This is a genomic window from Vibrio sp. J2-4, assembly GCF_021728155.1.
GTDB lineage: Bacteria > Pseudomonadota > Gammaproteobacteria > Enterobacterales > Vibrionaceae > Vibrio > Vibrio diabolicus.
The window spans coordinates 246092-267575 of record NZ_JAKKCN010000005.1 but is presented as its reverse complement, the minus strand read 5'-3'; the positions used below and the strand labels follow the sequence as shown (position 1 = coordinate 267575).

At 44.3% G+C, this 21484-nt stretch carries 19 protein-coding genes; 7 read left to right on the top strand and 12 right to left on the bottom strand.

Annotated elements, in window-relative coordinates:
* Positions 1–9 precede the first annotated feature (9 nt).
* A complete protein-coding gene (locus L3V32_RS18510; RefSeq protein WP_134645467.1) occupies positions 10–996 on the top strand; it encodes a LacI family DNA-binding transcriptional regulator in 987 nt (328 codons plus the stop codon).
* Between the two features lie 63 nt (positions 997–1059).
* Here the strand turns inward: L3V32_RS18510 and L3V32_RS18505 are convergent, their stop codons facing one another.
* From L3V32_RS18505 to L3V32_RS18480, 6 genes are all read right to left on the bottom strand, one after another.
* Complete coding sequence (locus tag L3V32_RS18505) at positions 1060–2433, bottom strand: carbohydrate porin (protein WP_237284955.1); 1374 nt, start codon at positions 2431–2433, stop codon at positions 1060–1062.
* A gap of 533 nt (positions 2434–2966) precedes the next feature.
* Entirely contained in the window at positions 2967–3698 is a 732-nt protein-coding gene (locus L3V32_RS18500; RefSeq protein WP_237284879.1) for a hypothetical protein, read from the bottom strand.
* Positions 3699–4009: 311 nt separating this feature from the next.
* Complete coding sequence (locus L3V32_RS18495) at positions 4010–4729, bottom strand: beta-ketoacyl-ACP reductase (RefSeq protein ID WP_237284878.1); 720 nt, start codon at positions 4727–4729, stop codon at positions 4010–4012.
* Between the two features lie 273 nt (positions 4730–5002).
* Positions 5003–5806, bottom strand: coding sequence for a metal ABC transporter permease (locus tag L3V32_RS18490; protein ID WP_237284877.1), 804 nt, complete (start codon positions 5804–5806; stop codon positions 5003–5005).
* A 2-nt stretch (positions 5807–5808) separates the two neighbouring features.
* A complete protein-coding gene (locus L3V32_RS18485) occupies positions 5809–6735 on the bottom strand; it encodes a metal ABC transporter solute-binding protein, Zn/Mn family (RefSeq protein ID WP_237284876.1) in 927 nt (308 codons plus the stop codon).
* On the bottom strand, positions 6725–7861 hold the full coding sequence (locus tag L3V32_RS18480) for a hypothetical protein (protein ID WP_182037169.1): 1137 nt from the start codon (positions 7859–7861) through the stop codon (positions 6725–6727). Before L3V32_RS18480 ends, L3V32_RS18485 begins: the two co-directional genes overlap by 11 nt.
* Positions 7862–8068: 207 nt before the next feature.
* On the opposite strand from L3V32_RS18480, the gene L3V32_RS18475 reads away from it, so the two are divergent.
* The gene (locus L3V32_RS18475) at positions 8069–8740 is read left to right on the top strand and encodes a cupin domain-containing protein (protein ID WP_237284875.1); all 672 of its coding nucleotides are present in this window, start codon (positions 8069–8071) and stop codon (positions 8738–8740) included.
* A 73-nt stretch (positions 8741–8813) separates the two neighbouring features.
* Here L3V32_RS18475 and L3V32_RS18470 read toward each other — a convergent pair whose 3' ends face one another.
* Positions 8814–9053, bottom strand: a complete 240-nt coding sequence (locus tag L3V32_RS18470) for a YdcH family protein (protein ID WP_005392770.1) — start codon at positions 9051–9053, stop codon at positions 8814–8816.
* 232 nt (positions 9054–9285) lie between these two features.
* Here L3V32_RS18470 and L3V32_RS18465 point away from each other — a divergent pair, with 232 nt between their 5' ends.
* A complete protein-coding gene (locus tag L3V32_RS18465; RefSeq protein WP_237284874.1) occupies positions 9286–10323 on the top strand; it encodes a DUF4382 domain-containing protein in 1038 nt (345 codons plus the stop codon).
* A 114-nt stretch (positions 10324–10437) separates the two neighbouring features.
* Here L3V32_RS18465 and L3V32_RS18460 read toward each other — a convergent pair whose 3' ends face one another.
* On the bottom strand, positions 10438–11307 hold the full coding sequence (locus L3V32_RS18460) for a GyrI-like domain-containing protein (protein WP_150917001.1): 870 nt from the start codon (positions 11305–11307) through the stop codon (positions 10438–10440).
* A 125-nt stretch (positions 11308–11432) separates the two neighbouring features.
* On the opposite strand from L3V32_RS18460, the gene L3V32_RS18455 reads away from it, so the two are divergent.
* Both L3V32_RS18455 and L3V32_RS18450 read left to right on the top strand, forming a co-directional pair.
* Positions 11433–12581, top strand: a complete 1149-nt coding sequence (locus L3V32_RS18455) for a PLP-dependent aminotransferase family protein (RefSeq protein ID WP_237284873.1) — start codon at positions 11433–11435, stop codon at positions 12579–12581.
* 411 nt (positions 12582–12992) lie between these two features.
* Complete coding sequence (locus L3V32_RS18450; protein ID WP_237284872.1) at positions 12993–14021, top strand: hypothetical protein; 1029 nt, start codon at positions 12993–12995, stop codon at positions 14019–14021.
* A 103-nt stretch (positions 14022–14124) separates the two neighbouring features.
* Here the strand turns inward: L3V32_RS18450 and L3V32_RS18445 are convergent, their stop codons facing one another.
* Positions 14125–14454, bottom strand: a complete 330-nt coding sequence (locus tag L3V32_RS18445; protein ID WP_005392758.1) for a DUF4156 domain-containing protein — start codon at positions 14452–14454, stop codon at positions 14125–14127.
* Between the two features lie 195 nt (positions 14455–14649).
* On the opposite strand from L3V32_RS18445, the gene L3V32_RS18440 reads away from it, so the two are divergent.
* Positions 14650–15360, top strand: coding sequence for a lipoate--protein ligase (locus L3V32_RS18440; protein WP_237284871.1), 711 nt, complete (start codon positions 14650–14652; stop codon positions 15358–15360).
* A gap of 63 nt (positions 15361–15423) precedes the next feature.
* On the opposite strand, the gene L3V32_RS18435 is transcribed toward L3V32_RS18440, so the two are convergent.
* The 3 genes from L3V32_RS18435 to L3V32_RS18425 are packed head-to-tail and all read right to left on the bottom strand — an operon-like array spanning position 15424 to position 19121.
* The gene (locus L3V32_RS18435) at positions 15424–16461 is read right to left on the bottom strand and encodes an HlyD family secretion protein (protein ID WP_237284870.1); all 1038 of its coding nucleotides are present in this window, start codon (positions 16459–16461) and stop codon (positions 15424–15426) included.
* Between the two features lies 1 nt (position 16462).
* On the bottom strand, positions 16463–17779 hold the full coding sequence (locus L3V32_RS18430; RefSeq protein WP_237284869.1) for a glycosyltransferase: 1317 nt from the start codon (positions 17777–17779) through the stop codon (positions 16463–16465).
* Positions 17766–19121, bottom strand: coding sequence for a diguanylate cyclase domain-containing protein (locus L3V32_RS18425; protein ID WP_237284868.1), 1356 nt, complete (start codon positions 19119–19121; stop codon positions 17766–17768). Before L3V32_RS18425 ends, L3V32_RS18430 begins: the two co-directional genes overlap by 14 nt.
* Before the next feature lie 718 nt (positions 19122–19839).
* On the opposite strand from L3V32_RS18425, the gene L3V32_RS18420 reads away from it, so the two are divergent.
* Positions 19840–21393, top strand: coding sequence for a DEAD/DEAH box helicase (locus L3V32_RS18420; protein WP_237284867.1), 1554 nt, complete (start codon positions 19840–19842; stop codon positions 21391–21393).
* Positions 21394–21484 lie beyond the last annotated feature (91 nt).

The following is a 21484-nucleotide window of genomic DNA, read 5'->3' as shown; positions in this document are numbered from 1 at the left end:
ATAGGAACAATGGCGAGTCTGCATGATGTCGCCCGTCTGGCTGGCGTATCAAAATCAACAGTGTCACGGGTTATAAACGATGAGTATGGCGTAAAAGAAGCGACAAAACAGAAAGTCCGCCAAGCAGTAGCTGAGTGTGGCTATGTGCCAAACCAAGTCGCTAAAGATCTAAAATCTCAAAAGACCAATCTGGTTGGTGTCATTGTTCCTAGGGTTTCCTCTCATGCCACATCCCAAGGCGTCGATGGATTAACCGAGGTCCTTGAAAAAGCGGGGAAACATGTCTTACTTGCTAGCACTCACCAAGTCCACGAAAAAGAACTGGAATATATTCAGATCTTTAACCAAAAACGGGTTGAAGGGATCATTCTTTACGCCACCCACCTCGATTCCAAGCTGGTCAAAGCAATTCAAAACTCAGCGGTCCCAGTTGTGCTCGTCGGTCAGGATGGTTCCATGTTTAATATTCCAAGTATCATTCATGATGACGCACGAGTAGGGTTTGAAGCAGGAAATAGACTGGTTGCAAAAGGTTGCCAAACTATGGGTTTTATTGGTGTGCAAGGTGACGATATCGCGGTAGATAAGCAACGCTCTGAAGGATTTGTTCAAGCTCTGCAACACCATGGTTTTGAGCTCGCCTTCCATGCTCGTGGTGACTTTACAATCGATTCTGGCTATGCATTGGCAAAACAACACTTAACAAAGAACCCTAAGCTAGATGGCTTGTTCTGTGCGACAGACCGTATTGCTATTGGTGCGATGAGAGCGATTCAAGAGCTCGGGTTAACACCGGGAAAAGACGTTTTAGTGCTAGGAGTTGGTGATGATGAGCTCGCATCAGTGTGCACCCCAACCTTATCAACATTTAACTATGCATTTGATAAAGCAGGTGAAAATGGTGCGAAACTGTTGCTAGATAGAATTGCCAACAGAAGTTTTGAAATGAGTAAGATGGTGCTAACCTTCAAAACAATTGAGCGTCAGTCCTGTTAATGAAAAAGCGCCAACTGAAATCAGTTGGCGCTTTTCTTATTACTCTTTCTCGGTTAGAGCCCTTTAGAACCAAGTTTCCATTTGCAGTGCAAACAGAACTTCACCACCATCACCCATCGTTGCAGCGCCCGCATCCTGGCTAATCGAGTAGCCATTCAAGTCTTCGCTCCAATCAACGTAGCTAACAGCAAAACGTAGCTCCGGACGGTCAAAGAACCCTGCTGCGGTAGACATCTTAAGCGTTGGTGCAATTGTCGCTTTGTAAAAACTGCCACTTGCTTTATCAATCGCATTGTCTAGGTCCATGTATTGGTATGAGCCTTCATAAACCATCTCAAAGTTTTGCGTAAACTCTTGCGCTAAGCGGATGTTGAACGATGCCCACGTGAATTCATCATTTTTAGCAAAGCGATCTTGGCTGTGTTCTGCTAGCAACGCAGGTGCTACACGCCAGTTGTCGCCGATGCGTGTTACACCATAACTGAACAAACGTACGGCTTTTGCGTCTTCTAGCAAATCACCGTTTGAACCAATGCCTTTAAGTTCCGCACCCAGTCCATCACCCATCAAAATACCAGTTTTAGAGAAGCCTTCACTCATGCCAAAGAAGGAATCGCCATGGTAGGCAAACATCGCATGTAAACCTTTGTCCGCTGCACCTTCTACGCGATCATTGTTATCAGCAGACGTCATACCGCTCAGCATCAATTGCCAATTACCAAAGCGGTTGTTCATTGTCGCTATATAGTTTTCAACATCCGTTGACGAGCTATCAATCTCACCAAAATCACGACCATAAATCGAGAAGTTTGCTTTCCATGAATCGCTCATTTGGACGTCATACACGCCTGCACCAGTACCAGATAGGAAAACAATATCCGAGTCAAAGAAGTGAATGTCAAAGTTATCACGGTCAAATCGTTTACCAGCCCAAAACGTCGCGTCAGCAAACGCACTTGATTCAGAGAACATGCTCAACTTGTTTAGCTCAGCATATACCTGACGAACGTTTAATTGACTCTCACTCGCTGTCCATTCGTTACTCGTTTCCGTACTATCTGCCAGCATGATTCGGAACAATGCGCTGGAACCATCATCTGCAAAGCGTTTGTGAATAAGGTTTGCTTCCACATAATGATCATCCTCAACCCCTAATCGTCCAATTGGGGCGCCGATAACACCAGCAGCCGTCATGTAAGGACCAGTACCCACTGCACCATTCAGATCGTCATTAATGAGCAGCCCGGAACGAGCGTAGCCATGAAACTCAAAGCTTGAGGCTTTCTCATTTGCTTCTGTGGATACTTTTTCTGTCTGTTCAAGTCTCTGTTCTAATTCATTAATTCGCTTTTCAAGAGCGTCAACATCTGTTGTTGCGAATGCAGGTGCAGTAACCAGCCCAAGCGCTACTGCCATCGTCAAAGTGTGTAGTTTCATTTCCATAGTCTCACGTAAATTTATACTTAGGTTATCTGCAAACGTTCCCAAGCAAAATTGCAAACTTATGGTGACTTTAAATGTCCATCTAAAGCCTGAATTTCAGAGCGCTCAGATACAGAGCGTCTCTACCACTTGCATCAATGAAGGCGATAATATATAAAAATTTCGGGAACGTTACCGCAAGGAAGCGATTTTGTTACTTCTATCACGTTCAATTGTGTTAATTACAGAAAAATCATTAACCAGCGCACATTTGAATGGTAATGAGAAACAGGCATTGAAATTCAGCCTTATTAACAGGTGGCATTGTGGCAGAGACGTTGGCTCAACGTCTTTTATAGATTGTCTTGTGGTTAGAGCGCACAAAAAACTTCATAGAATCAGTGAGAGCATTGGCTCCATGCATTTTAATATCTACAAAACTCATTTTTTGAACATAAATGAGTTTTGTAAAATCCAATAATCTTGCTCATGGTCACATCGGTTTCGAAAAGCCACTCATTACCAAAAAGTAATCAAGCTAATGTAGTCTAATGCATCTCAACGTTATTCTCTTTGGCGACTAGTAAGTATTTAATTTGATGTTGAAAATCTGCCTCAATTATCTCTTCTCGACCTTTGGACATAACGGTGTCGTAAACCATGTTTACATATTCATACGGCAGATATTTATCAAAAACATGAACTATATCGTCGTTAATTAAAATTTCACCGTAACAAGCTAAGTCTTCATCAAACGTATTTTGGTAACAAGATATTTTAGAACTATCCCATCCAGAGTAAAATTTGACACTCTTGACATCGTCATACATCGCAATGAATAACTTTTCGATTCCAAGCTTTCCTTCAGCCTCAAACCTCGACTCAAAGTTAACATAGCCGATAGCAATACCTTCATTAGAAGCTGAGTAATCTTTATTAACTCCGTAGTGGACTTGGTTTTCTCTAAGTTTAGAATTGCCAATAGCTTTCCAAGTTAGGCGGTTCCCATCAATATTTTCACCAAATGTAAGCTCTTCTTTGACCTCAATAATTTGGTTCGCCAATTGGTAAGTTAAAGGCAGGTCAAGATCCGGAACGTTAGTGGCAAAACTTAGACCTTTCCTGCTATGTTTTTCGTAAATTACCTGATGTTTTCTTGGCTCGGAGTGAGAGCTTACAACTATCCATCCGCTTTCTTCAGTAGATGGGTTAGTTGATTCGGAGTTACAGCCCAAAATAAGAAGAGTTGACGCGCTAAACAGTACAGTTTTTAAGTACATAGTGAGTATTCAAAGTTAATTATTTAGTGGCATTATCATTTAAAACAATATCATGGGCAATAAAATCATTCTTTAATACCTCAATAGTTATTCTATTTCGAAGTTAATATTTTTGATTAGCTAAATTGCTAGGTTAATAACTGAGAACGATGCCAGAATGAATTACGTGTTCTAACTCTATACTTAATCATACAAATCCGGCAGTGCGAAACGAATAAAGTGAACGTGTCAAAAGCCCGAATAGCGTTACCCAACAAAAACGCCCTTCACATAAGTAAAGGGCGTTTTTATTTTGGGTTTTGATTAACGAGCTATAACACCAACCCACCATAAATCTTGAGCACTTGTCCGGTTATAAACGCACTTTTATCAGACGCTAGAAACGCAACGCCATTGGCAATGTCTTGCGCCGAGCCCATGCGTCCCAGAGGCGTTTTACTTTCCATCATTTGAATGACTTTTTCAGGCAAGCTCTTTGTCATGTCGGTAGCGATAAAACCTGGAGCAACACAGTTGACTCGGATTTGAGCGCCTTTTCTTGCGAACTCTTTCGCCCAGCCTTTGCTCATCGCTATCACGCCACCTTTACTCGCGCCATAATTACTTTGACCAATATTGCCATCCGTTCCCACGATAGACGAAATGCTGACAATACTGCCTGCGCCTTGCTCTAGCATGACAGGTGCAACTCGCTGGGTGAGTAAAAACACCGCCTTTAGGTTCACGTCGATAACGCTGTCCCAGTCTTGCTCTAACATGTCTGGCAGCAGTGCATCTCTCGTTATCCCGGCGTTGTTGACCAGAACATCAATGTGTTGATGTTTCGCGACGATGCGGTCGACCACTTCACTTACCGCTGCGGCCTCACAGAGATTCACTTGATAACTTGAAAGGTTTGGCGACTGACTCCACTCCACAGGCGAGATATCTAGTCCCACGACGTGAAATCCATCTTCGAGTAATTGTTCGCAAATGGCCTGCCCTATACCGCGAGCAGCCCCTGTAACGACGGCGACTTTTTCGTCTTTCATCTTGGTCTTCCTTAAATGTTGAGAGTACAAATCTTGCTTGCTCCTAAGCGCTTATCGTTATGTGGCTTTGTGCTTCTCATACGCAAAGGGGTTTATTTAGATAATGAAACTATAGGAATATTCTGGAAGTAGGGTGTGAATGAATCAAGACAACTTGATGATGTTTCAGCCCGTATTATTCCTAGAATCAAGATAGAAATACGACGGAGAGCCCTAAGCCTTTGAAGAAAAAAGCACCAACAATGCCAGTGGTGCTTTTGAGTAAATGCCGTGTTAATGCTTTGCCTCTAACAAGACGAGCCTTTTGAACGGTGGGAGCAGGTTAAATATCACTCCGATGATAAACAACGTAATAACAATCGTCGCACCGCTCGGTAAATCATACTTTGCAGAAGCTGCTATCCCCAGCAGAATACCAATTGTTCCGATACCTAAGCTGGTGATTAAAAAACGTCTACCTTTAAGGCTTGCGGCACATAAAGCCGGAATCACAAGCAAGGCAAACTCCAAGTAAATCCCTGCCAGTTTGACGGTGATAGGCATCAAAATAGCGAAGATGAGGTAAAAACCGCTACCATGCATAAACTCCGGTTTCAGCGTTAGCAGCAATAACATTGCCCCCGTAATTGCAGCCAAAGGCCAAACATCTTGCCATGTTGACCACAGTAGCTGACCATTCAAGATCCCTTGAATAAAATCTGCACCGTGTGGGTCTTTGCTAACCAGTAATACTGCCAATGAAGCAGACACAACAAACAAGCTGCCGATCATCGGTTCTAGGTGAGGATGGTTACGCTTTTCAAGCGCAGCAATAACACCACAAAGCACCAAAGACATAATCCAAGGACCAAGCATGCTGCCAAGCCATGATTCGGATAGCCAAGGAGAACCAGCATACCAAGAAGAAGAGTTCAGCCAATAGTGACTTAGCGCCGCTCCCAATGCCGCGATCTGAGCAACCGCCAGATCGATAAAAATGATCTGCCGCTGTAAGACTTGTTGCCCCAGAACGATGTTGCCAACTAACGCAATTAAGCCACACAAAACCGCTGGCGCTAACCAAAGGTATTCACCCATAATTAAAATTTCACTGAACTGGGTGATACCAACGTGGCGAGCAGATCAGTAATTACTTCATCATAGAGCTCATCTAAACTTTGCTGTTTTGAGACCGTCAAAGGTAACTGCGCTACAGGCTTATCCGTTTGTTGCTGTAACCACATAGCCGGACGTTGATCTTGATGAGATGAAAACACAATAGCGTCAAACTGTTTGGTATCCAATTGAGTTAAAGATTGCAGATGCGACGTCGTTGGCGATATCCCCGGTTTCGGTTCAAGATCCGCGACTTGAACCATACCTAGCCAATCAAATAGGTATCGGTAGGTGGAGTGATATCCAACGACCCGTTTCCCCTGTAATGGTTGAGCTTTTTGCTCCCATTCATTGAGCTTTTTTTGCCACTGCGCGCGAAACTTCATACCATTCACTTGGTAACTTTGCGCGTTGTCGGGATCAATCGCTTTTAAGCGCTCAGTTACTTTACGAGATAATGGAATCATGTCATTTGCCGCAAATTGAACATGTGGGTTTCCGTGCGCATGGATGTCCCCCATGCTGCGGTCAACATGATCATGAGAGTCCAACATACGCACGAAATCGGTCGCATAAATCATGCTTTGAGCACCATTTTGAACGGCACTATTGCCACTTCGATTTTGAAGCATCGGCAACCAACCTACCTCCAACTCAGCGCCAGAGCACATCGCCATGTCAGCTTGGCGCATCTTGGCAATTAAAGACGGACGAGCTTGAACATAATGCGGATCTTGCTTAGCCGTAGTTGCTGAGTAAATGGTGGCGTTTGGGGCATGACTTTCAAGAAAAGCTTTCCATTCAGGCTCACAGACGAAAATGTTGAGAGCCAAAGCAGGCGAAGAAATGATGGCAGATCCCGCCGCCATCATCACTAAACTGCATTTACTTATCGCAAGTTTAGAACGCATGTGCACCGTGCGCTCCAAATGTCATCACGTATTGCAGAGTAAACACGTTGTCTGTTTCGCTGTCTTGGTTATCAATGCGAGTGTATTGCGCACGGATCGTACCGAAATGAGAAGAATCCCATGCGATCATCGCATCCATCTCTTTATCATTCAGTGCTGTGAAATGCATATGATCGCCGTGTGCGTGGCCATCATAGCTTTCTGCTTCGCCGTAACGTAGGCCTGTAGACCAGCTTGGGTTGAATCGGTAAACGCCCGAAACATAGTATGCGCTTAGGTTGTCTGGTGACTCTGCATCGTTCTTGTATTTGCTGTCTACTACACCGTCTAACAACATGTATTCCGCAGATAGCGTGAAGTTGCTGTACTTGTAGTTACCATCTGGTGCCCACTTCCACACAAAATCTGCGCCGTATAGGTTCGCACCCGTTACAGCCGCAGCGTGGCTGTGGTCATGTTCTTCTTCGTGACCATGGTCGTGATCTTCGAATTCTTTAACTTTGCCGTTTTCGTTACGCAGATAACTTAAACCAAACTGCCAACTTGAAGATTCAGAGAAATCATTACCAAGCTTCATCGTTGTCGTGTAAACACCAACTTTAGAGCCATCTTCAACAGAAGACATCTTGTTGCCGCTTAATGCTTCTACACCAAACTTCACGTAAAGATCGGTTGGCAGAACGATGTTTGCGCGTACACCGTCATCATAGTAATGCGAACCAAGGAAAGTACGGTAAGCAATTGGGCGTTCAACGAAACTGTCAGTGTGCATGTGTTGATTGTTGAGGTAACCGAAGTCAGATAGGAATCGGCCTGCGCGCACGTTTACACCGTATGGCAATGCCAAAGTTTCGATGAATGCTTCTTCAAGCTCTAATTCTGTCTCATCGCCATGACTTTCAAGAACAGCGGTCAACGCACCGTGAAACTTATCGTCAATATTTGATGATAAGTTCAATTCCGTATGGCCTAGGCCAAAGCCTTCTTCGCGCTCAGAATTATGACGTTGACCATCTTGGTAGTAGCCATCAACAACAACACCAATCTGTGGGTTCGATAATGTATCGGCAAAAACAGGGGACGCAAAAATGCTACCGATCGCGAGAGAAACCAATTTCTTATTCACTACTTCTTTCCTTTTGTTATGTTATAACATTTAATTTTGCGATGTTATAATATAACAATTATCATTACACAAGCAGAAATTTAACTCGGTTCCGACTGCTAGCTCGTATTCAATCCCTGATTTTGACTATCAACAAGTGAATCAATTGATGTTTTTTATACGTATACTATTGAGAGTCAATCATTAGATAAGTAACGGAATTTCAGTATGTTGAATATGGATTTCTCGAAAAGAATCGTGATAGAAACAGGTGAACAGGAGTGGATCGCCAGCCCTTCCAAAGGCGTGTGGCGTAAACCTTTGGAAAGAGAAGCCAAAGAATCAGGGCACACCACCAGCGTAGTGAAGTATGAGCCAAACTCGCACTTTTCGACTCATCCTCATCCTCACGGAGAAGAAATATTAGTGCTCGAAGGAGTGTTCTCTGACGAACATGGTGACTACCCTGCTGGAACCTACTTGCGCAACCCTCCTGGAAGTCAACATGCGCCCTATAGCAAAGAAGGCTGTGTGATTTTAGTTAAACTAAATCAATTCAATTCTGATGATCTTGAAGCAGTTCGCATCAATACGAACGAAGCGAATTGGTTACCTGGCATTGGTGGGCTGGAAGTCATGCCATTGCATGATTTTCAGCATGAACATGTCGCATTGGTTAAATGGCCGAAAGGCGAGAAGTTTCAAGCACACCGTCACTTTGGTGGTGAAGAAATTTTTGTGTTATCGGGGGAATTTAAAGACGAGCTAGGAACCTATCCTCCCTACTCTTGGATACGCAGTCCACATATGAGTGAGCACTTTCCTTTTGTAGAGCAAGAAACGATCATTTGGGTAAAAACAGGCCACCTACCACTCCAAGCTTCTGCTCAGCAATCCTAATGTTGGCATACTTGGCATCGTCCCTTGAAACTAAAATCGGCTCGTAGATTACGAGCCGATGATCATTGCGTCGCTAAGAGCCCATAATTCTCGAGTGGAGCCAATCTTTGAGCTCAGCTCGATTATGTTTTAACACGTTCATTTCGTGATCATCAATCGGGCTTCCTTGCAGTTCTAGTACGCGGATTTCCTTATCTAAAGCATTGTAGTTTTTAACGGTTTCAGCAAATGATGCGTCGTTTTCGGCAAGCTGAGTAATGGTATCCAAATGTTCTGGGAATTCATGAGTTAATGAGTGATTTTCACCTAACATAGAGACCTCTTGGCTAGAGTTATTGATGTATATCTCCGCTCATTTTTTGAGCGACACATTCTTAACCATAGCACTTCATTGAGCACAATATCGTCGATTTGAGCACACTTTTACTGAACTTCTTAATGATGGTTCGTCACTGTTTTCGACCCGGTAACTCCGCTCGTTGTGATTCTGTACTTTGTCAATAATCGGCTACATTTAATACACTTCTAATAAAAAGGTACATCTAATGAACAGCATGAAAATTGGCCTAATCAGTGCATCAATAGCCGTTGCACTTATTGGCTGTAATTCAGACAGTGACTCTGTCAGTACAATGACTCCTGTTACTTTGTCTGTATCAGATGCCCCTATTGATGACGTATCAGAAGTGGTGATCACATATAACAAAGTTGCATTTCTTCCTCTGGATGGTGGTACACCACAAGTATTCGATGTGTATAAAACAGACGAAGAAGGCAGTTTGGTCGACGAAGATGGTAACCCCCTTCCCGAGGGTGAAGATCCACTCCCACTAAGTGTTAACTTACTCAACTTCCAAGGCAGTGACGCGCAAGAATTGGTGGATGATGAACTGATACCAACTGGTAATTATAAACTCTGCGTGTTTGCTAATGATGGCGATCATCCAAACTATCCATCATATGTGATTGACGAAGCGACAGGAAATCAAATCCCACTGACCGTCAAAGGTGATGGTGCTTGCCCACAAGGTGTCGGAAAGGATCCTGATTCTGGGGTACTGTTCTTTAACAACACCTTTGCAGTCAACCCTGACAATAATGAGTTCGTAGTTGAATTTGATCTGCGCCGTGGCTTAAAAGACGGAACAGGCCAAAACGAAGGCTACAGCATTCAACGCACCTCCGTCACTTTAATTAACACGGTTACAACGGGGGAGATTCAGGGTGATGTCGCAACATTGACCTATCAAAGCTGCGAAACGGATACCCCAAGTGCAAATGGATATTCGCACGCGGTCTACTTATATCAAGGAAATATCGCCGAAGAAAACATGGGGCCATTTGCCGGCGCAGAAGGCCAAGCAATGCCAATCGCAGCAGCGAACGTGGTTCAAGACGTTGATGATGCAAATTACGAGTACGAATTCGGTTTTGTAGAACCTGGTACTTACTCGGTCGGTTATACCTGTACGGCAAATGACGATTCTGAAGAAGGTATTGTCGCTGGCGAAACTTTCAGCATTTATCAATCAACTAGCGGACTTAACGTATCCGTTGGTACTGATACAGACGCAAACTTTTAAGATCCCCTAGAAATGGCAGAGTCAGCACAAGCTCTGCCTTTTCTTCATGGCGTTCTTGGTCAGCTCTTTGCTCACCACAAATCGATTCACAAGATAATACGTTCGTTTTCATCCTTAGAAGAAGCTAATGGGCAGATAGAAATCCAGCTCAAACGCCTCATCATGGCTGAGAAAATGATTTTTATGATAATGGACGTAAGCGGGTGTAGAACGCTGTTTAAAGCCAGAGTTAGGCAACCACTTCTCTAGTACCATACTGAGTTGAGGAAGAAGCTCACCATATACGCCCGTTAAGCGAAAGACGGCATGTAAACCACCAGGAATCGTCATTTGATTCACGACGCCGCGCACTTTGAGCGGCGTATCAATCGCCATACAAGCCACATAACGACACTTGTCGAGTTCGACCCAAGCAGGGTTGGAGTGATGCAAACCATATTGAACCGAAAAGTCCCGATTCTCAGAACTTGCCCACGCTTTCAAAATCAGCCACGCATTGCGAATGGAACGGTTATAGCCTTTATGCCGCACATACGCCGCAAAGCGTTGTGGAACCTCCATAATTTTAGGTTCTGGCAACTCGCGTTTAGCAACACGATGATAACCCGCTGCCACTTCCGGATCCTTCAAATACGGTTTTTCTGCGACTTGTAAATCATGCTTTCTCCACGCACCAGGTGACATAGCGAACGTTGCTTTAAACGCTCGGCTAAAAGAAGATACCGAGCTAAATCCGCACTTGTTAGCAATGTCTAACACCGATGAGCTGGTATCAAACATCAGTTGATTAGCGGCGTATTCCATTCTTGTGCGGCGGATATATTGATGGACAGACTCCCCTACCACATCTTTAAAAATACGATGGAAGTGTTGTTCAGAATAGGCTGCTACATCTGCTAGCTCTTTAGCCGATAACTCTCTGCTAATGTCCTGATGAATGTAAAACAACACGTCATTGATTCTGGAAACTTGTTGATGGCTCACGGAGTAAACTTTCGCTCAAATAGCATAAATGGACATATTTAACAGCATAAATGGACACACCAAGCTTGGCAATTTACCTATACTATTTCTGACATAAAAAAAGACAATTACGAGAAGCACAGCACATGGAAATAGCACAGTCATTACAACAAACAAAGTCATCCTACATTCGAGAGATCCTCGCAGCAGCGAGCGATAAGAACGTCATTTCTCTTGCGGGTGGCTTACCGGACGAAAAAACCTTCCCGATCGACTTAATGAAACCGACGCTCGAAAACCTCGTGAACATGCCAGAGGTGTTTCAATACGGCGCAACAGCAGGCTACGCACCGCTACTTAACTTTTTGACCGATTATTACCAGCTACCAGAATCTCATTTGGCGATGATCACAACGGGCTCTCAGCAAGGGCTAGATTTGATTGCGCGTGCGTACGTGAATCCGGGCGATAAAGTGGTGATGGAAGCACCAAGCTACCTTGGTGCTATGCAAGTATTCGGTTTAGTGCAAGCCAACATCGTGACCGTTTCGCAAACCGAGTGTGGCCCAAACCTTGAAGAACTCGAGCAATGCTTTGCCACGCAGCAACCAAAAATGTTCTACGCCGTACCTGATTTTCACAACCCAACGGGCGTATGCTGGGCGCTAGAGACTCGCCAAAAAGTTGCCGAGCTTTGTATCCAATACGACGTGGCATTCATTGAAGACGCACCATACCGCGAGCTGCGTTTTTCTGGTGAAGCACTGCCGCTGGTTTCGGATTTCTGCCCGCAGCACTCCATCGTGTTGCGCTCTTTCTCCAAAATCGCCTCACCAGGCTTGCGTATTGGTGTGGTAACGGGCAAACGCAGTTACCTTGAGCCACTCATCAAAATCAAACAAGGTGCCGATCTGCACTCTAGTATTCCTATGCAAGCTTTGCTGCATGGTCTACTGCAACATGACAACTTCGAAACGCACATTTCAACCATCTGTGCGCTTTACAAATCGCGTTACGATGTCATGTTTACTGAGCTGCAAAAACAGCTGCCAGAAAATTGCGTACTCAAACCTGTCGATGGTGGCATGTTTGTCTGGGTCGAGATTCCAGAATGTGACACGTTCGAACTTGCGAAGACCCTTCTTGCAAACTGGGTTGCTGTGGTGCCAAGCCCGGTATTTTATCCGGAAGGTTCAAAGGTAAAAGCCGCTCTGCGTCTTAACTTTACCAATGCCACACCAGAAGAACTGACGACTGCTGTCACTCGACTTGCGGATGTACTCAACGCTTTGTAATTGAGCGCATACGTTAGAATCTGCCTTTGAGATTCGAAAAAGTCTCAAAGGCAGCATCAAAAAAGTTCCCCAAAAAATTTTATATTTTCTCTCAAATCAACTCTCTACAGTAAGTACCTGTTTTCTCTTGATCCTCTCACTCATATAAAAATGAGAACCTAATCACGTATTTGATGGTTAGAAAAGTTACGTCTATCTTTCAAACAAAAGACATCAACTTCGCAGCATTAATGTTCTCAATTTCAGACACTTTACTCAGTCGTGGCTTAGCGATTGAGTAAACGACTAGAAAGCATCTGCGGGCATACCCACTACGAAGGATTGACCAGAACCATTCTGAATGTCGCGAGCCAATCTTTTGATTGGCAATTACGTCAGTGAATCGCACCAAATGACAGAGGGGTTATCAGGATGAACACTCGAACCACGACAGGACTCGTCGCCACTGGCTGGTCCGTTATCTTTTCACTTTTTACCGCATTCGCCGCGTATGCGAATACGTCTCCAAACTGTAGTGATGTTTTAGCGGGCAACACAACTGCCGTATCGCAAAAAATGATGGTTTTACTGGGCGAAGACATCACTAAATCCAACCGCATCACCACGGTGATTCCAGCCAAAAACAATCCATTTGTGACCGAAGCACTGGTCTCGGTTTCCAACGAAGTGTCACCCAATGGACGTTTGCCACAAAAGACATTGGAAGAGATCAGAAAAGTACGCTCAGATTTGGAAAAAGCCGCACAGGAAGTGAGCCGATTACAAGGTACTTTTGAAGTCGCATTTGTTAGCTTGATTGATGGTTACTGCCAGTTCTCGAACCACGAACTTACTCAGCATGCCAAAATCGACTTTGACCATTTGGAAGGTCTCACGTTGTATTCAATCCCCGCTTTGTTAGCAATGGTAGATCAATCTTACGCCATGGCAGAAAATAGAATTGCTAGCGAGCAGGAACAGTTAAGCAACATCGAGAAAGAACAACAGAGACAGAAACAGCAAGCCAGTGCTGCCGCAGCAGCACGTTACCAAGACGGTAATGTGTTGGTGAAAGTCGAGAATTTTGATGGCTCTAATGTGACGTTTTCCGTCACTAACGTCGGTTCACAAGGTTCATTACAGCCAAACTTCAACACGTTTAATGCCTATCGCACCGAAAGCGGAGAGCTAGTGTATAAATCGGAGTCTTTGTTGAACTTAGCAGATACTGCGGGTAACACGCTTGAAACCATGGGGATCGCAGAGCTCTCATCACGAGGGGGAAACAACTTGTCAATCTCTCCGGGTGAAACCCGAAAATTCGTCACCAGTATCGCTTCAGAAGTCGCACCACACACACAGTTAAGCTTGGAGTTCCCGGCAAAAGTATTAAATACCGAACAGGACTTCACTCTGTCGTTTTCTGACACGACGGCAGTGGCTACAGCGAACGTAAATTAACTGAAAAGCGCTCATCATAACGCGCACAGACGTAAACTTGTTGTTTGGCAGCAAGCTCAAAGACAGGCACATTTCGCCTGTCTTTGCTTTCGGAAAAGTAAAATTATGGCTGTTTGCACTTATAAGCATTGGCAAACATGGTAACCGATGTGGAGAAGTCCAACGGCTCATATAAATACAATGTATCTGCGCCTAAATCTGCCGCTTTGATGCGCATTTGGTTTAACGTACCCCAGACCATGTCTTTATCTGCGTGCAGCCAATAATCATAAAAGTGCCCTTCCGAGCCAATTACCGTTCCCATTAGCTCGCAGTTTTCAATCGCATTCACGTTGTCCCAAAGCACTTGAACTTGCTCAGATTCTTGGGTCGGGAACGTCACACATCCCGTCAATGATGCCGCTAACGCAAGACACATCACTCGCTTTTTCATAGTCATATCGCCTAAAAATTATTTAGATGGCGGATTTTATGAATTGCTTATGTGATGACCAACAAAATATTTCTATCGCCCCTTTAAATAGAAATAATGGAAGCGAAGAAAACTCTAAAGGCAGCGTATACCGCTAGTAATCACATGGCATCTAAGATAAAACAGTAGCGATAATATACGGATGAGGGATAGAGTTTGGTTTCTAAAAACAAGCTAATTCGCTATACGGCTACGGAAGTCGCTGATGCATTTGAAAAAGAAGATGAGCTCATTAAACAAGTTCAGTCCAACCAACTCTCGCAAGTGCTATTACTTTGGCAAGTAAAAAGCCCGACGCTCGTGCTTCCCGCAGGTAAAAAGTGGCCTATTTCTAACGAGTTAGAACATGCGTTAAATGCGTCTGGCTGGAAACTCTTTTCCCGTAAAACTGGTGGTGCCCCCGTCCCTCAAGTACCGGGTATTATTAATCTATCCCACATCTATCACTGGCCAGACGGTGAGCCTTACGACATCAAGAAAGCGTATCTCGATTTCTGTGCGATATTAACGGTTTTCTTTAAACAGCTCGGCGTGAAAGTGGATGTTCATGCTACGCCTTATTCCTACTGCGATGGCGAGTACAACCTCAACATTGGCGGGCAAAAAGTCGTGGGAACCGCGCAGCGTGTTTTACTTAAAAAAGGCGGCGGACAAGTGGTATTGTCACAAGCATGCATTCTGATTGATACCGACGTCGAGAAGATTGTCGAACCAGTACGAATGTGTAATCAGCTTTGTGGTCACAGCGATGATATTCGTGGCGATGTCCACACACCGCTCTTCAATCATATATCCGACCGCCCCTCGATAGATTCACTCTTTCAGCAACTGACTAGCGCGTTTTTAATGCATGCTAAAGGCGACTAAAGGCGCGTTAACAACCAAAAAAGAAAAGGAGCTTTCGCTCCTTTCCTACTCAATCAACCAACGTTAAAAGCGAACTTCCACTTCGACCCCTTCAATCCATCGACTTTTTTCCAACGGCTCATCAAAGCTCAGTGTGACTTTTAAATAGGCAGGCTGCCCTTCAAATGGGCTTTGAAGTTCCGAAGGCAATTTGTTCACAACCTCAACCGGCTTCGATACCGTCGCATTAAACTTTCGACCATCAGGAAATACGACTTTTGCTTTGGTTTCCATATTGCTGTATTCGAGGTATTTAGGATTTAGAAAAGCCGTAATTTCAGGTGTCACGTTGCGAGCAATCGTGAGCAATGGCGTATTTTCCGATACATTTTGCCCCTCATGCACATGAATATCGAGTACACGACCGTTCATAGGAGAACGAAATGTGAGATCTTCTTGTTGAGCACGCTTTACTACCAGCTCACGCATTAAAGAACGATACTCTTGTGTCACTGGACCAGCCAACTCTAACTCTTCCAAGTTACGCATCGCATCCACATAAGCAATTTTCTGACTGCTTAACTGATTACTCAGTGAGTTATTCACACTCACAATAGCCGCGTAATCCACCTCAGACACTTGCCCTTTCTTTCTGTAAAGGTCGTATTTTTTCTGAATATCACGAACCTTCTTCAAGCCTTCGGCTGAGCTTTCAATAGCACTTTTGTATAGCTCATCAGTACTTTGCACCTGATTTTTAGACAGTTTCACCAGCTCATCTTTAATGAAATCAATCTCTTTGTTCAACGCATTATCTTTTAACAACAGCAGCGCTTGATCCTGAGTCACTTCCGTACCGACATTCACAGGCACTGGCCCAACAATGGCAGAGCGAGTTGCCGTCACCGTAAGTGGATGTGACGTGATAACGGCAGGCGCCGTCACTAACACTTGCGTTCTAAACAAGTAATAAGCCATAAACAAAAGCGGACTGATTACAATCGCTAAAATCAAGTACCAACGGAGACGATAACCGCCACGCTTTGCCTGTCCGTAGACGACTTTCATCCCGTTCTCAGACTGCGGTTTGTTTTTCTTATCTAAGTGAAAGTTAACTTTCATACTAAAACTTTTTACCTCGCTTCAATACCCACCAAGGTGCCATACTCGACTCTTCATGACTTCTCCTCACAACTTCATTAACCATTGAGAAAGCGGTAATCAAACGCATGAAAAACTGGTAGATAGGGTAAAGAAATAACCATTTCGCTGACTTCAAATCCTCTTTTTTTCTCTCTGATACAAGCCCAATGTAGACAACAAAAATCAGAGCAGATAAGAAGAGGTAGACAAAATAGAGCATTAGCATCAACGCCAATACAAATTTAAGTGGATAGACAATCACCATGTACACGCTAAATATCACCACAAGCAGCGGCAATAAAACGTTTTGAATCACGCCATAAGCCAAAGTGAATAAAAAGTTCCCCCAACCAAGTAGCCGTGGAGACAACCCTTCATTGTGTTTACGCAAAAACAAAAACAATAAATCGCCATCCCAACGCAACCGCTGCAATACCAAACCTTTCAACGTATCTGGTACATCAGTATGGCCGATGGAGTGCGTCGAAAAGGCCAATTTATTATCAGGGTAACGACGTTTGTATTGCTTCAAGCGCATGGTTAAGTCGAGATCTTCTGCGGTATGCGTATCCCAGCCCCCCACTTGCTTAAGCAGATTCTTCCGAAATGCTCCGAATGCGCCAGAAATGTTATTGAGAACACCCCACGTAGCCATCCCCGTTTTACCGGCTTGCATCGACAGCATGTACTCCAAGGATTGCATTTTGGTCAACAAGTTGGCGTTATGGTTGCGAACTCTTAACGCACCACCACTCGCAATCACATTTTTATCCGCGAACTGTTTCATCATGGTGAAGACCATGTCGTTATCGAATGACGTATCTCCATCCACGTTAATGACGATTTCACCACTAGCCATTGATAAGCCAGCATTCAGTGTTGAAACCCGGCCTCCTCGTTGCCATTTTGGCAACACTCGCACTTTACGATTACGAACGCCTGCATGCCTTTTCTCACCATTTAACGCGGCTTGATAGGTATCTTGGTTTTGTACCGCCCCATCAACCACAGCAAGTACTTCAATATGACCTGGGTAAACTTGCTCAACTAACGTATCGATAGTGATCCCAATCGCATCACCTTCACCATAACAAGTAATAACGAAACTCACTGAAGGAAACCGCTTTAATTCTGGATCTTCTTGCGCATATGACCAACGAAATATCCCTGTTAGCACCAGCAAATATAGAGGTAGCTCGATAATGATCATGACGGGAAACAGCAATAGCCATAACTCTTCATTGTGAAGTAGCATGCCTCGAAGATAGTCGAGCAGAACGAGACTATCTTGCAGCATAAATCTCACCCATCAGCGATTCCATCCAAACAGAAACACCGTCTTCAATGATCGGATCGGGCAGGTCCCAAGCAAAGACATCCAACTCAAACTCTTCGTCTTCAACAAGTTCACCCAGATCCGATAATTTTTGCTGTAAAATGGACAGGCTCGCGTTGGTCGTATTTGGCATTAGGACAAGCAACACATCCTGTTTGTACTGACAACAGATATCGGTATCTCTAAACAAGCCGCTAAGACGACGCGTCAGTTGATCCATCAATGAGAACAATTTTGCATCGCCATATTGCTTACCGTATTCATCGATCGTCGGTAAATGCAGTCCAAGTAGAAGGTGCTGTTCTTTGTGTCTCAGCGCGACTTTATTTAACCATGCAAGCAAATTTTGGAAAAAGCTGACTTCCACTTTGCCTTTGATCGAGAGCTCAGGAGCTTGAATGGACTTGCCGTGTTGGAAAATGTATTCACCCACTTCACCAAGTCGATATTGGTAAATTTTACGGACAACAAGCTCTTCGACTTTGATCTTTGAGTCACAACTTAAACATTGACTGATCGTCGCCGCTTCAACAAATAAACTGGAGCAACTATTACAAACGTGGTTTTCAAGCGGGCGATCATAATCAACGCCGATATGGCGCAGCTGGGTCAAACATTTAGGGCACTCAAGCTTTCCACGGCGCTGAAAGCTGTGTTGTTCACCAACATGGCCACAAGTGAAACAGTGCAAAGAGCTTTGAGAGTCGATATCGATGCTGCTGCAATCCGGGCACACCTCTACATAATTCAAGTGTCCGCTGTTGCAATGAGAACAAACACGAATTCTATCGATCAGTACTTCCGCTTCTAATACTCCGCGACCTTGCTCTGAGAGCACGTATCGATAAGTCGAATAAATATCAGGAAACAACATATCAATGATTGGGTACGAATAAACCGACATAGACTCTAAGCTTTTTAAAGCAGTCACTCTTCGCTGACGATTGACCCCAAGCCAACCATTCAAAGGATCTAACACTTCCGGTTCATCAATGGCATCGAGCTTGCTCTGAATGGATCGCCAAATTTTTATTGATTCTCTAGCTTCAAAGACACCGTCGGTAACGCATCGAGAATAAGGGGTTTCCACAGTGACATAAACCGCCCAAGACCAACGCCCTTTCTCCTGATAAAACGCTTTCAGCGCGGTATCTATTTGGTGTGGATCTTGATAAGCAATACACACCATGCCACCGAGTCCCGTTGCCACCTCATCAATATGATTAACCAAAACCATATCTTCAGCTAACTCACTGACAGGCTGTTCACCAACCCAGTAGAAATTGTTATTTATTGACGACATTTTATTAGTTCTCACAACCACAAAATTAATTCATAACATCAGAAATATAGAACTTGCAGTAACAAAGCACTCTAGGTAGACAAGCCTTGCCACCGTTAAATACAACAATAGAACAAATATTTAGAGAGCTTTAACTCAGGCAGTAAAAGCAGAAAGATCTCTGAATAAAGTGTGAAGGAGGCCGTGAGTAGAGAAATCGGATAGCAAAGCGCATAGTACAACCTTTTGTTAGCAAGCTGGGATAATAGTGCGATTTGATGCAGAATGAGATCCTTGCATTCACATCAAGCTCATTGTTTTATATCAGTCGATTCCTTTCTGCTCAGCATTTAACCATACCGACATGTATCAAATCTGAGACTTGATAATACTTTACTAACTAATTTCCATTAAAATTGAGTGGCAAAACACTGAATAACATTCAACTATTCTGATTATTTATCAAACAAGTATTTTTAAGCCATTTGAGTGATTAATAATCACCATTTGTCTCGCTGTTTTTTCCGAAAGAACACGTAACACATTCAAACTACAGAATGAATCTACGTCACTTTTCTATGCTCTTTTTTGTTCAAAAAAGAAATGAGATCCAGTTCAAATATTTATCCATAACAGAATTAGTTGAAGCCAGCGCGTAAAAGCCTCAGAATGTCGCACTTTTCGTACCGATTTGTTTTCGGCGCGTTGTTATCTAACTCTACAATTGAGAATCATACATATGGGTTTTACCTCTTTAGGTCTATCTGCTCCAATCCTTAAAGCTATTCAAGAAAAAGGCTACGACACCCCTTCGCCAATTCAGGCAAAAGCAATTCCTGCTATTTTGGAAGGGAAAGACGTAATGGCAGCAGCGCAGACTGGTACAGGTAAAACTGCAGGCTTTACGCTACCGATTCTTGAGCGTTTATCGAACGGCCCTCGCGTTCGTGCTAACCAAGTTCGTGCACTGATCCTAACGCCAACACGTGAGCTTGCAGCTCAGGTGCAAGAAAACGTATTTATGTACGGCCGTCATCTTCCACTAAGCAGTGCGGTTGTTTTTGGTGGTGTGAAGATCAACCCGCAAATGCAGCGTCTTCGCAAAGGTGCGGATGTGTTGGTCGCGACACCAGGCCGCCTGATGGATTTGTACAACCAAAATGCAGTGAAGTTCGACCAACTGGAAGTGCTGGTACTGGACGAAGCAGACCGCATGCTAGATATGGGCTTTATCCGTGACATTCGTAAGATCCTAGCTCTGCTACCAAAACAGCGTCAGAACCTACTTTTCTCTGCAACTTTCTCGGATGAAATCCGCGACCTTGCGAAAGGCTTGGTGAACAATCCGGTTGAGATTTCCGTTAACCCGGCAAACTCGACGGCGAGAACGGTTGAGCAAAGCATCTACCCAGCAGACGTGAAGAAGAAAGCACCGATGTTGGTTAAATTGATCAAAGACGGCGATTGGAAGCAAGTGCTGGTGTTTACGAAAACGAAACACGGCGCAAACCGTCTGGCGAAGTTCCTGATCGAACAAAACCTACCGGCTGCTGCCATCCACGGCAACAAGAGCCAAGGCGCGCGTACCAAAGCACTGGCGGATTTTAAATCGGGTGAAATTCGTGTGTTGGTCGCGACGGACATTGCTGCGCGCGGTATCGATATTCCGCAATTACCGCAAGTGGTGAACTTTGAGCTACCTAAAGTGGCAGAAGACTACGTTCACCGTATTGGTCGTACTGGCCGTGCTGGCGAAGTAGGTAAAGCGATTTCACTGGTTTGTGCGCTGGAAGCATCTGAGCTGTTTGCGATTGAACGTTTGATTCAAGAAGTGCTACCACGTAAAGAGTTGGAAGGTTTTGCGCCAACCAATGTAGTGCCAGAATCTAAACTGGATACTCGCCCAATCAAACCGAAAAAACCTAAGAAGCCGAAAAAACCAAAAGCGCCAAATGCTGCGGGTGAAAACGCTCCAGCAACCGAAAAGAAAGCAGGCAATGGTGCAAACAAACCTAAACGTCGCTTCAACGGTGGTAACAACGGCAACAAAAACAGCACCAACCAAGGCGGTGCGGGTAAGCCTAAAGGCAACCGTGAAGGCCAAGGTCGCGCAAACAGCAAACCAGATGACCGTAAACCTAACGGCAATAAACCGAATGGAAATAAACCAAACGGTAATAAGAGTGGCAACGCTGGTAAACCGTCTGGTAACCGCAAGCCAAATAATGCTAAGCCAGCAGGAAACAAACCATCAGGTCAGCGCCGTAAACCTCGTCCGCAGGCGACAAACTAATCTGTAAACGGCCCCGATAGCAAATACAACAAAGCCGCTGATAATCTCAGCGGCTTTGTTTTTCTTAGAACACAGTTTTTTAGAACACAGC